At 48.8% G+C, this 12381-nt stretch carries 8 protein-coding genes; 6 read left to right on the forward strand and 2 right to left on the reverse strand.

Annotated features, from left to right (window positions below; translation table 11 throughout):
* Positions 1–290: 290 nt before the first annotated feature.
* Positions 291–1220, forward strand: a complete 930-nt coding sequence (locus POG22_RS22185) for an HNH endonuclease (RefSeq protein WP_498907162.1) — start codon at positions 291–293, stop codon at positions 1218–1220.
* Here POG22_RS22185 and POG22_RS22190 read toward each other — a convergent pair.
* Positions 1210–2766 (reverse strand): DGQHR domain-containing protein, encoded by a 1557-nt coding sequence (locus POG22_RS22190; protein ID WP_498907163.1) that lies wholly within the window; start codon positions 2764–2766, stop codon positions 1210–1212. The genes POG22_RS22185 and POG22_RS22190 overlap by 11 nt on opposite strands.
* A gap of 134 nt (positions 2767–2900) precedes the next feature.
* Here POG22_RS22190 and dndC point away from each other — a divergent pair, with 134 nt between their 5' ends.
* Entirely contained in the window at positions 2901–4439 is a 1539-nt protein-coding gene (gene dndC / locus POG22_RS22195) for a DNA phosphorothioation system sulfurtransferase DndC (RefSeq protein ID WP_498907164.1), read from the forward strand.
* On the opposite strand, the gene POG22_RS22200 is transcribed toward dndC, so the two are convergent.
* Entirely contained in the window at positions 4440–6089 is a 1650-nt protein-coding gene (locus POG22_RS22200) for a GAF domain-containing protein (RefSeq protein ID WP_498907165.1), read from the reverse strand.
* Positions 6090–6568: 479 nt separating this feature from the next.
* On the opposite strand from POG22_RS22200, the gene POG22_RS22205 reads away from it, so the two are divergent.
* From POG22_RS22205 to POG22_RS22220, 4 genes are all read left to right on the forward strand, one after another.
* A complete protein-coding gene (locus tag POG22_RS22205; protein ID WP_498907166.1) occupies positions 6569–10567 on the forward strand; it encodes a magnesium chelatase subunit H in 3999 nt (1332 codons plus the stop codon).
* A 106-nt stretch (positions 10568–10673) separates the two neighbouring features.
* A complete protein-coding gene (locus tag POG22_RS22210; protein ID WP_498907167.1) occupies positions 10674–11237 on the forward strand; it encodes a hypothetical protein in 564 nt (187 codons plus the stop codon).
* Between the two features lie 9 nt (positions 11238–11246).
* The gene (locus tag POG22_RS22215; protein WP_498907168.1) at positions 11247–11636 is read left to right on the forward strand and encodes a hypothetical protein; all 390 of its coding nucleotides are present in this window, start codon (positions 11247–11249) and stop codon (positions 11634–11636) included.
* A 267-nt stretch (positions 11637–11903) separates the two neighbouring features.
* On the forward strand, positions 11904–12266 hold the full coding sequence (locus POG22_RS22220; RefSeq protein ID WP_498907169.1) for an element excision factor XisH family protein: 363 nt from the start codon (positions 11904–11906) through the stop codon (positions 12264–12266).
* Positions 12267–12381 lie beyond the last annotated feature (115 nt).

A 12381-nucleotide genomic window follows, 5' to 3' on the forward strand; every position in this document is an offset into this window, starting at 1 on the left:
ATGTCAGCCACCGCTTTGAGATGTTCTTGTAGCTTTTCTCGTTCTTCGGAGTTTAAGTTCATTTTGAAATTTTTTAGATATATCTACTCATATTATTTTACCATGATTTTTGTGTTTTTACGAAAGTGAGATGCACCCATCTTTTTTATAATGCTTGTCACTTTCTTGTGGGAATGTGTAGGGTGATTTTAGAAGATTTATGTAGTCGTTCTAGTTCGGGGTGGTTAAAAATGGGAAGTATAAGACTTTTAAAAACTCTCAATTGTTATGCTTTATAATTTTAAAGTTTTATGAATAAGAAAACATTGAATTTTTATAAAATTAAAATAAAAGAATTGCGAGTAAGCACGAGCAAAAAAAGCAGTGCTTTATATAAGCCAATTCTTTTGTTGTCAATCATAGATTTATTGGCTCAAAAATATATACGAGAAAATAAAATATATATATCAGACTCTTTGGTTGAAACTTTTTCCTCGTACTGGAATGTTTTGGTGCAACAAAATCACTACAAGGGTGGTCTCCACTATCCATTTTTTCATTTAAAAAGAGATGGATTTTGGCATCTCAAATTTAAAAAAGAGTGGGATGGACTACAACCTAAAACAACTAACAAGCTGAAACAAGCTGTAGAATATGCGTATTTAGACGAAGAGTTATTTGAGTTACTACAGGATTCAACGAGCCGTCAAGAAATCATTGATGAATTGATTTCAAAATGGTTTATGGACGAAGGAAGGCAAAATGAGGAGGTTTTGAGAATCCATGATTCGTTAGAGTCGAGTGAGTTTGAAGAACTTGAAATATTACAGCCAGAACAGTGGTCGCTTAAGAAATCCCGAGTCAGAAAAGCCTTTTTTCGTAAGTCAGTGATTCACGTTTACGACTATTCTTGTGCTTTGTGCCGTTTAAAAACGACCGAATCGCTGACTCAGCATATTGTGGAAGCCGCACATATAAAACCTTACGCACAGTTTTACGACAACCATATTTTTAATGGGATTTCTTTCTGCAAAAACCATCATTGGGCATTCGACCGAGGTTTATTTTACATCACTGACAATTACAAGATTTTCGTCAAAGATGATTTTGAAGAAAATTCACCGAATGCCCGACCTCTAAAAGATTTTCAGGGAGAAAGATTGATGTTACCGCAAAATGAAAATTATTATCCTTCTTTGGCTGCATTGGCTTGGCATCGTCAAAATATTTTTAGTACCTAACTAACACCTCCGGTAAACCCACCTCTCTCGGCTTCACAAAACGACCTTGAAAACTCACAGCGCGATTTTCAAAGGTTCTCGCCTTCGCCACCGCCATTCGTAACTCCGCTAACTCCATCGGTTCCGTCATCCCACCGAGGAGATACAGCAATAGTTTCGCCGCTAAATCCCGTCCGGCGACGCGAATTCGGCGTTTGTTGGGATCGTAAAACACCCCATACCAAATCGATTCGGGGTTCTCAATTCCACTAAACCCGCCGGCGTCGTCAAACTGGCGCAGTTTATCAAACACTTCTATCAGCGGAAGGCGTTTGCGAAAAATAGCAGTTCCCAAAGCTTGCGCTAACGCCACTTGTCCGACAGGACGAAACAGGATGTTTCCCTCACCGCCATCGGCTTCAAAACTCAACCGTCGCAACGTCGGCGTCTCCAATCCCGCCTCTAACTTGCGATAACTCGGAAGCGTCGCCAAGCCATCCCACAACCGCATCAACTCCGCTAAACCGTCGGCGAGTTCGTCAACGGTGGGACGTTGGGGAATCGTCCCCGATTTTAGCGGTTTCCAGTGGGGAAAGCGATCGCCGAGATACCCCACCGTCATATCTTTTAACGCCTGAAGCGTGGTTAAAACGGTGGATTTCGCCGACACCAACGCGCCATCCCAGTTAACCCGAGGAAGTCGTTCCGCCTCTTGACGCAGCATCGGATGAGTCACTGCAATTTGACGGGTGATAATGGCGAATCCGTCATTTTCGTTGAGTAACGTCACCTGTCCTTTGCTGAGTTTAACTGCCATCAGGTTCACGTGAACGAAGATCGATCGAATCCGCCGCCGCGCCTCTTCCCGCGTTTCGCCTTTCACGACGGCGGGAATCAGTTCCACACCGAGGGTTTCGTCGGCTAACTCCCGCAGTTGACTGGGGGTTTTTCCGACTGCTTGCGCGATTTCCTCAAGGGTTAAGGCTTTTCCCGTGGGTTTCTTCGCTTTCGTGAGGGGTTGCAGGGTTCCAGTTTCGAGAAGTTCCATCAATCCCCGAACTCCCATGAGACGATGTTGGCCATCGAGGGCAAAGACCGATACAGTAGAAGACAGGTCGAGAAGTCCGACTCGGCGATCGCTGTCGAGGGGAACGAATTCAACCGCCGACTGTCTGGCACGTCCGTTTTCGTCCCAACCCACCGATCGCGGATTGTCCACCCACGGCGGACTCACGACTAACAGCAACGGCGGAAATTTGCGATCGGTTCGCGCCGCCAGATATCGCGTCAGTGGCGCTTGTCTCGACCAATCTAGGGGACGTTGGTATAACTCGTCTACCGTTTCTGCGTCGGGTTGAACGTTTCCCGTTTTGGGATCGAGTTTTCCTTGAAACAGGGGAAGTTGCGATGCGAATTCTACCCGGTTGGCCAGCCATGATAACGTTACCGAACCGATATACGCCTCGGTCTCTCCCATTTGAGTCGTTTGAACGAGAAACGTTTCATCGCGATCGAGGTACGGTTTCAGTAAAGCGGCAATTTTTCGGGTTTCGCTTGCAGGCGTCATGGGAAAATGCGTAAGCTGATAGAGTAGATTATTTTAACGCAAATTGTATCAAGTATTTTCAAACTTTAAGTTAATATATTTTTTGAGTCTCAATTTCAATCTCGTCAGTCCCCATTATTGATACTGGTTCAGATATGTCTCTGTCTTCTAAACGCCCGGTTTCTGATTTTGTCAAAAACCTAGAGGCTTTAAATCGTGAGATTCAAGAATTGTATTGTTCGGACAATGTCCCCTGGGTTTTGGGATATTCGGGAGGAAAAGATAGTTCGGCAGTCGTTCAGTTGGTCTGGAATGCGATCGAAGGATTGGCTCAAGAAAAGCGTCACAAAAATATTTATGTTATCAGTACTGATACTTTGGTCGAAAACCCAATTGTTTCGGCTTGGGTCAATCAATCTTTAATGTCAATGAAGGAAGCAGCAGATAAGAAAAAAATGCCTGTTGTGCCACGATTGCTTAAGCCCAATATCAAAGAAACATTTTGGGTATGTCTTATGGGAAAAGGATATCCTGCGCCTAGACATAAATTTCGTTGGTGTACCAATCGCTTAAAAGTTCATCCTTCTAATACTTTTATTCATGATGTCGTTAGGCATAATGGCGAAGCAATTGTTGTTTTAGGGACTCGAAAAACTGAAAGTTACAGTCGTACAATTATTATGGAGCGTCGAGAAAAAGAAAGAGTTCGAGTTCGATTGTGTCCTCATCCCAACCTTCCGAATTCTTTGCTTTACACTCCCATTGAAGATTGGACGACTGATGAAGTTTGGATGTATTTGATGCAGTGGGATAATCCTTGGGGTTATAGCAACAAGGATTTATTTACCATGTATCGCGGAGCCACAGCGGATAACGAATGTCCGTTAGTGATCGATTCCTCAACGCCAAGCTGTGGTAGTTCTCGCTTTGGCTGTTGGGTTTGCACAATGGTCAATAAAGACAAGTCGATGGAGGCGATGATTCAAAACGATGAAGAAAAAGAATGGATGCAGCCTTTACTCGACATTCGCAATGAGTTAGATGTCGATAACGATCGCCATCGCCGAGACTTCCGCCGCATTCACGGCAACGTCCAACTCTTTGAACGTCGCAACAAAGACGGCGAAGTGAAAGTTGATAACATTCCCGGCCCCTATACCAAAACCTGGCGGGAACATTGGTTACGTCGCGTTCTCGAAGCACAGGAAACCGTCCGCCGGACGGCACCTGAAGAGATGCGCGATATCACCCTCATCACCACTGAAGAACTCAGCGAAATTCGTCGAATCTGGCTCGAAGAAAAACACGAATTCGACGACAGCCTTCCCCGTATCTACCAAGAAATTACCGGAGAACCCTTCATCGATCCCCGTCCCGGTGCAGAACAGCGACTCCTGGGACTCGATGAGTGGAACCTCCTCGAAGAACTCACCGACGGCGATGCGATGTACCTGGAACTGATGGCGAAACTCCTCGACACCGAACGCCAGTTCCACACCAAAATTCGCCGTTCGGGAATCTACAAGGCTCTCGAAAAATGCTTCGAGACGAGTTCGGCGACGAAGGAAGAAGCGATCGCCAACGCACATCGCAAACGAGATCTTCAAGAAGCCGCTAAAGTTGGCGACGTGGCGAAAATCAAACAACTGACGTGGGCCGATGTCAAATTCAGCAACGCCGACTCGGAGGAGTAGCTAACGGGGAAACCAGTGCAACAGACACTTGTACGATCGCCGCTGTCGCTGTAAGTGTCGCACTAAATGTTCCCCGTTCAACGGTGGTAACAAATAATCCTCGAGATCGAGGGAATGCTCGAGCCAGGGAAGTCCGTATCCGGCGCGATCGCTCAACGCAACGATCGGTGTCTTCGTCAGACTCGGATGTTCTCGCAGTTCCTTCGCCCAGCTTACCCCCTCCGTTTCCGACAGGTGCGATCGAATCATCACCACATCGATTTTCTTCTGAATTCGCTGCGCCAAAATCTCCGCCGGTTCTTCAACGAACGTTACGTCAAAGCAGTTTTTCTCGAAAAAGCGATCGCTCTCCCAAGGGTTCGATGGCGCATCCCCCACCGCCACAACGTTCGTCATCGGAAATTCTCGTCCCGACTCCTGCGCCTTCACCGGACATTCTTCATCGCACAACGCACATTCGGGAGCGTCGTAAGCGACACCGTAAGACGCCGGAATCGGTAAATGACAGCGTTCGCACTCAGACACCGTATAGCGTCCCTCGAGGAAATGACCGAAACAGCGCAAATCCCCTTCTAAATACAGTTGCAGGAAATCCGAACGCTGTTGAAGCCATCGCCAGAAGTTATCGAAATCCAGGTGATAGCCGTCGTAACTGTAAGTGACGCCGTGAAACCGAGGAACCTCGGATACCGGAGACACGATCGCTTTCCCGCGACTGAGGTAGTACGCCACATAACTTTTTAACACGGCCGTCGGCGACGCCTCTACCGTCGGTTGTCGCCTCGGTGACGAAACGGGTTCCGGCGGAGAAAACCCATCCATCTCGAGAACGTCGGTGGTGCGAGTCTCGAGAGAAAACGCCTCGATTTCCCGAATGCAGGTGAGCTGTTCGAGCTGTTCGTGAGCAGCTTCTAAGGCTTGGTAGCGTTGTTCGCGATCGATATCCGTCGCTACCTGCTCCGCTAGCAACACCATCGTATCGATTTGCGATTGCGTCCAGCGATGGGGGATAAAACACTGATGCGCCATCAACAACCCCCATAACCTCGGTATGGGATATTCCTCTGTCGCCGGGAGCAAAATCGGAACCGCGAGTTTGGCGCTCACTTCAAAAAAGCACTCTAAAATTTTCGTCGGACAGCGATCGAGATCTACTGTGGATAAATCCTCGATCGCCTGAACGTTTCCTACGTGGAATTGCGTAATTTCCTCGGAGCTAAAAAATCGACCTAAGCGACATTTCAACATCGATTTGCGACCGGGGGCAAGTGCTTCGGCGATGACGACTGCTTCGCGATCGCGACGAATTTGGCAGACGAGCGTGCGATCGACGCGTAGAATTTTACGTAGCCCGATCGAAATTTCTTTTAATGTTTTGTTTAGATTTTGCGTCAAGCCCCAATTTGAACGGTTCGATCCCCCGAACTCGCGTGTTCGACTGTTGTTAACCTCGAATCTCTTCGGTTTCGATAGGGTTGAGGGCGATCGCTCCTGAGATAACGTCTTAGGAGACGCCGTGGAAAACCGCATAGTATCGTGGAGTCCGTAAGGCACTTCCTGATGGCAACGCGGACAAAACCAATACGGTTTTCCAGCTCGGACATAGCACAATAACGGATAAGAACAGCTCGGACATAAATATTTACTCATGGTTGGCATCTCGAGCAAACGACGCTATTTTTAGGGCTGATGACGGCTACGTCATTTCCCTTAGGCTGGATTTTCTATTTTTTCTATCTTTATAAGTATAAAAAAATGCGAGACTTGAAAGTGTTTTTTTATATTAAGAATTTACAGGATTTCTTGACGACTTTCTCCGATACTCTGTCTCAGTTTCAGCAAACGTTCCCATCACTGACCCGGTTCGCCCGCGATCGCCCCTACCCCGAACCCAGGCCGGAGTGGAATTTAAACAACTCGATCGTTGCTTAAACAAACGGGCGAGCGAGCGTTCGCTAACTGTAAATAAATGTAAACAAATATTTCAGTTTTTCTATCAAATTGTTTCAGATAGCCCAGGTTTACTAAGTTCCGTCAACATTTTTTGGTACAAACACCTATATGCCGACTTTCTCCGCAACCATCTCAGTCTTGGTTTAGAACACGCCGATACGAAGGAGCTACACTGTATGTTCACTCACGTCAAGCCCACCGTTCGCCACATCGAGCCAGACGATCTCAGGGGGCGTTCGTTGGTCAAGGTGGTCTATGTCGTGCTGGAGTCCCAGTATCAAAGTGCCTTGTCGTCCGCCGTCCGCTCGATCGACGCCAACAACCCGAACCTGGCGATCGAAATCAGCGGCTACCTCATCGAAGAACTACGAGATCCCGAAAACTACGAAAACTTCAAAAAAGACGTAGCCGACGCCAACATCTTCATCGCCTCGCTAATTTTCATCGAAGACCTGGCCGAAAAAGTCGTCGCCGCCGTCGAACCCGTCCGCGACAAACTGGACGCCGCTGTAGTTTTCCCGTCCATGCCAGAAGTCATGCGCCTGAACAAACTGGGCAGCTTCTCCATGGCGCAACTGGGACAATCCAAAAGCGCGATCGCCCAATTCATGCGTAAGCGCAAAGAACAATCCGGTGCTTCCTTCCAAGACGGGATGCTCAAACTCCTGCGAACCCTGCCAAAAGTCCTCAAATATATGCCCGTGGACAAAGCCCAGGACGCTCGCAGCTTCATGCTAAGCTTCCAATACTGGCTCGGTGGGTCTCCCGAAAACCTGGAAAACTTCCTGTTGATGCTGGCAGACAAATACGTCTACCCCGATCGCCAACTCAACGGAAACGCCAACTACGCCGATCCCGTCGTCTACCCCGACATGGGCATTTGGCATCCCCTCGCCCCGCAAATGTACGAGGATGTCAAAGAATACCTCAACTGGTACGGAACCCGCAGCGACGTTAACGACGACTATAAAGATCCCCTCGTCCCCACCGTCGGCTTAGTTCTGCAACGGACGCACCTCGTCACCGGAGACGACGCCCACTACGTCGCGATGGTACAAGAACTCGAAGCCCTCGGCGCACGGGTGATTCCCGTATTCTCCGGCGGACTCGACTTTTCCCAACCCGTCGATAAATACTTTTGGGAACAAGGTACTAGCGATACCCCGAACAACAAGCCCCTCGTCGATGTGGTCATCTCCCTGACCGGATTCGCCCTCGTTGGCGGCCCGGCCCGACAAGACCACCCGAAAGCGATCGACTCCCTCAAACGCCTCAACCGTCCCTACATGGTGGCCTTGCCCCTAGTCTTCCAAACCACCGAAGAGTGGGAAGATAGCGATTTGGGCTTGCACCCGATTCAAGTGGCCTTGCAAATCGCCATTCCCGAACTCGACGGGGCGATCGAACCCATTATCCTCTCCGGTCGCGACGGCAACACCGGAAAAGCCCACGCCATGCAGGATCGCATCGAAGCGATCGCCAAACGAGCCATGAAGTGGGCCAACCTGCGACGCAAACCCAAACTGCACAAAAAAGTCGCCATCACCATCTTCAGCTTCCCCCCCGACAAAGGAAACGTGGGAACCGCCGCATACTTAGACGTATTCGGCAGCATCCACGAAGTCGCCGTCGCCCTCAAACGCAACGGCTACGACGTTGCCGATCTCCCCGAGAGTCCCCAAGAACTGATGGAAGCGGTCATCCACGACGCCACCGCCCAATACGCCAGTCCCGAACTGAACGTGGCCTACCGGATGCCGGTCAACGAGTACGAAAAACTCACCCCCTATTCCGAACGCCTCGAAGAAAACTGGGGACCGCCGCCGGGGAACCTCAACAGCGACGGTCAAAACCTGCTGGTGTACGGAAAAGAATTTGGAAACCTCTTCATCGGCGTTCAACCGACGTTTGGCTACGAAGGCGACCCCATGCGCCTGCTGTTTAGCCGTTCTGCCAGTCCTCACCACGGTTTCGCGGCGTATTACACCTATCTCGAACAGCTTTGGAACGCCGACGCCGTTCTCCACTTCGGAACCCACGGTTCGCTGGAGTTCATGCCCGGTAAACAAATGGGGATGTCTGGCAGTTGCTACCCCGACAGCCTCATCGGGAACATTCCCAACTTGTACTACTACGCCGCCAACAACCCCAGCGAAGCCACCATCGCCAAACGCCGCAGCTACGCCGAAACCATCTCTTACCTGACGCCACCTGCCGAAAACGCGGGATTGTACAAAGGCTTGAAAGAACTCGGCGAACTGGTGGGGTCTTATCAAACCCTCAAAGACAGCGGACGGGGCATTCCCATCGTCAACACCATCGTCGAAAAAGCCCGGATGGTGAATTTGGACAAAGACATCGATTTACCCGAAGTCGATGCCAAAGACATGACCCAAGACGAACGGGATACTATCGTCGGCTTGGTGTACAAGCAATTGATGGAAATTGAGTCGCGGTTGTTGCCCTGCGGGTTGCACGTTATCGGGAAACCCCCGACGGCGGAGGAAGCGATCGCAACGTTGGTCAACATCGCCAGTATCGATCGCGAAGAAGAAGGCATTATGGGACTGCCCAGTCTCTTAGCCCAAAGCATCGATCGCAACATCCAAGACATCTACAGCAACAACGACAAAGGCGTTCTCGAAGATGTCGAGTTGAACCAAAAAATCGTCGAAGCCACTCGGGTCTGCGTGTCGGCGATGGTAGCGGAGAAAACGGGCGAAGACGGACGGATTCGCCTTAACAACCTCGGCGGTTGGCTGCAACGCATCATCAAAGACGAACCTTGGTACGAAGCCCTCAAAGAAGCAGGATTCCACCGGGTCGATAAAGAACAACTCGACAAACTTATCGAGTATCTGAACTTCTGTCTCAAACAGGTTTGCGCCGATAACGAACTCGGTTCCTTGCTGAAAGCCCTCGAAGGGGAGTACGTGCTTCCCGGCCCCGGCGGCGACCCGATTCGCAACCCGGATGTTTTACCCACGGGTAAAAACATTCACGCCCTCGATCCTCAAGCGATTCCGACGGCGGCGGCGGTACAAGCAGCTAAAATCGTGGTCGATCGCCTCATCGAACGTCAGCGTCAAGAAAACGGCAACGAGTACCCCGAAACCATCGCCTGCGTCCTCTGGGGAACGGACAACATCAAGACTTACGGCGAATCCCTGGCACAAATTATGTGGATGGTGGGGGTCAAACCGGTTCCCGACGCCCTGGGACGGGTGAACAAACTCGACTTGATTCCTCTCGAAGAGTTGGGTCGTCCCCGCATCGATGTCGTCGTCAACTGTTCCGGCGTGTTCCGCGACCTGTTTGTGAATCAAATGGCGTTGTTAGACAAAGCCATCAAAATGGCGGCGGAAGCGGACGAACCTGAAGAGATGAACTTCGTTCGCAAACACGCTATCAAACAAGCCGAAGAGATGGGGGTAAACCTGCGTCAAGCGGCCACGCGGGTCTTCTCCAACGCTTCCGGGTCTTACGCCGCCAACGTCAACCTGGCAGTGGAAAACAGCACCTGGGAAGAAGAAGCGGAACTTCAGGAAATGTATCTGACCCGCAAATCTTTCGCCTTCAACGCGGACAATCCGGGGATGATGCAGCAAGACCGCAAGGTGTTCGAGTCGGCGTTGTCCACGGCGGACGCCACGTTCCAGAACTTGGATTCCTCGGAAATCAGCTTGACGGACGTGTCCCACTATTTCGACTCCGACCCGACGAAGGTGGTGTCGAAGCTGCGGAAAGACGGGAAAACCCCCAATTCCTACATCGCCGATACGACGACAGCTAACGCCCAGGTGCGATCGCTCTCGGAAACGGTACGTCTGGACGCCCGGACGAAGATGTTGAATCCGAAGTGGTACGAGGGTATGTTATCCCACGGCTACGAAGGGGTTCGCGAGTTGTCGAAACGCCTGGTGAATACGATGGGTTGGTCGGCGACGGCGGGGGCTGTAGACAACTGGGTTTACGAGGATGCGAACGACACCTTCGTTAAAGATGAAGAGATGCAGAAGCGTCTGATGAACCTCAACCCCCATTCCTTCCGCAAGATGGTCGGGACGCTGTTGGAAGTCAACGGTCGCGGCTATTGGGAGACTTCCGAGGAGAACTTAGACCGCCTGCGTCAGTTGTATCAGGAGGTTGAAGACCGGATTGAGGGGATTGATTAGGGTTTAGAACTCGATTTCGGTTTCTTCGGTTGATTTGAGAGAGGTGGGTTGAGAAATCGCCCACCTCTCTGTGTAGTGAGGGATTGGCTGCGATCGCTAAGCTATAATGAACAATACATTTTGGAAAACCCTATGGAACAGTTTTCAAGATGTTAATGGAGGTGTTCTGTCATTTTTGGGCATTCTCATTTCTGTAATTGTCTCGAGATTTCCCGCTAAGACCCAAATCCCTTTAGATATCAACATTATTATCGGAACTTTTGTTTTGTTAATCTTGGTGACTCTCACCAGGGCGTTGATTACGACTTTAGAAGAACTGGAGACCTTAGCGAGAGATTCCCATATTTATAAGATTCCGAGGATAAAAGTTGTTAAACCAAGTTCTTTTGGGAAAATTTATCTAGCGGAATACTCCCGGTTAATATCAAAAGATACATTTGTTTCGCTCTATTACTTAGATGGAGACTATGAAGTTTTCGTAGCTATTGGATGGGTTCAAAACGTACAAGACAATGGATTAATACAGATATTGCTACTACACAAACAAGAGGAACATTCATTAACACTAAATCGACTCGAAAATAACGATCTTGCATATTTAGAAAATACCCTCGTAAAACCGAGTATTTCTAGAAACTGGATTGAAATTCTTTTAAGAAACTTCCAATAAGGCAAGAACATGAAAGATCGCAACGATACAACCAAAGTTTTTCCAGCCACCGTTGTCAAGGTTTTAAGCGATTCTCGTGTCGTCATTAATCGAGGACACGAACATCAACTTAAACCCAATCAAAGGTTTATTTTATATCGTTTAAGTTCAGAAGAAATTATAGATCCTGAAACAGGAGAATCGTTAGGCTATCTAGAAGAATTTAAGGGAATTGGAAAAATTATCCATATCCAAGACAAGATGACGATTATCGAATCATCTGAAAAAGAAACCTATCAGGCAACAGAACGCACTTCGATTATACAGAAACAGTTTGGATTTCCCAATAGTACGATTGTAAAAACGGTTATCGCGCCTTTCGACAATCCTCAAGAAGGCGATTTGGTTAAACCCATTTAGTAGACCATGCGGGTGCATCTCAGTTTTGCAAAAACATGAGAATTGGAGGCTGAAATCCTTATTCTCTCGTATAGATTTACATTGTTGAGATGCACCCGACCATGCGTTCTGTGATATTTTCATTCAGTTTGATTTCTGCTCGACTTTGTTCTTCGCTAATGTAGCCTAGCCATACTGACGCAGACAGCCGTTTCGTAACGATCGAGTAAAGTCAGAATTGTAGGATGGCAATGCCCACCTAACCATTCGGTTCGACTCCACGCAAAAATGTCCAGACGCGACAACCTCCACTTCCCCCTACGCCACACCCTCGAAAAAGACGGCTGGACAATCACCGACGATCCCCTAGTTTTGGTACTGGAAAAGACCCTACTCAAAGCCGACATCGGAGCCGAGAAAATTTTCACCGCCGAAAAAGCCGGACGCAAAATCGCCGTTGAAATTAAAGACTTTGACTCCGCCTCCGTCATCAGCGAACTAGAAAAAACAATGAGACAGCTCCAGCTCTACCAGTGGGCGCTGGAAGAACAAGACCCAAAACGAGAGCTGTTTTTAGCCGTTAGCCAAGATATCTACGTCAAACACTTCCAAAAACCGATCTTCCAGTTAGGGCTTGCTGAAAAGAAGTGAAAAGCTTACGACGTAAGGCTTAGAGGAGTCTTGACATGGCTTCGAGAACCCGAAAAAGAGGTAAAATTGGAAATTCCTGTGCATCCGGCAAGAAAAAATGTATCAAAAATCACAA

Origin of the sequence: Geitlerinema sp. CS-897 (assembly GCF_028368005.1) — a bacterium.
GTDB lineage: Bacteria > Cyanobacteriota > Cyanobacteriia > Cyanobacteriales > Geitlerinemataceae > Baaleninema > Baaleninema simplex.

What these genes read in the sequence shown, in the direction of transcription:
- POG22_RS22185 (WP_498907162.1), top strand. Translation starts at nt 291, where the DNA reads ATGAATAAGAAAACATTGAATTTTTATAAAATTAAAATAAAAGAATTG.
- POG22_RS22190 (WP_498907163.1), bottom strand. Translation starts at nt 2,766, where the DNA reads ATGACGCCTGCAAGCGAAACCCGAAAAATTGCCGCTTTACTGAAACCG.
- dndC (WP_498907164.1), top strand. Translation starts at nt 2,901, where the DNA reads ATGTCTCTGTCTTCTAAACGCCCGGTTTCTGATTTTGTCAAAAACCTA.
- POG22_RS22200 (WP_498907165.1), bottom strand. Translation starts at nt 6,089, where the DNA reads ATGAGTAAATATTTATGTCCGAGCTGTTCTTATCCGTTATTGTGCTAT.
- POG22_RS22205 (WP_498907166.1), top strand. Translation starts at nt 6,569, where the DNA reads ATGTTCACTCACGTCAAGCCCACCGTTCGCCACATCGAGCCAGACGAT.
- POG22_RS22210 (WP_498907167.1), top strand. Translation starts at nt 10,674, where the DNA reads ATGAACAATACATTTTGGAAAACCCTATGGAACAGTTTTCAAGATGTT.
- POG22_RS22215 (WP_498907168.1), top strand. Translation starts at nt 11,247, where the DNA reads ATGAAAGATCGCAACGATACAACCAAAGTTTTTCCAGCCACCGTTGTC.
- POG22_RS22220 (WP_498907169.1), top strand. Translation starts at nt 11,904, where the DNA reads ATGTCCAGACGCGACAACCTCCACTTCCCCCTACGCCACACCCTCGAA.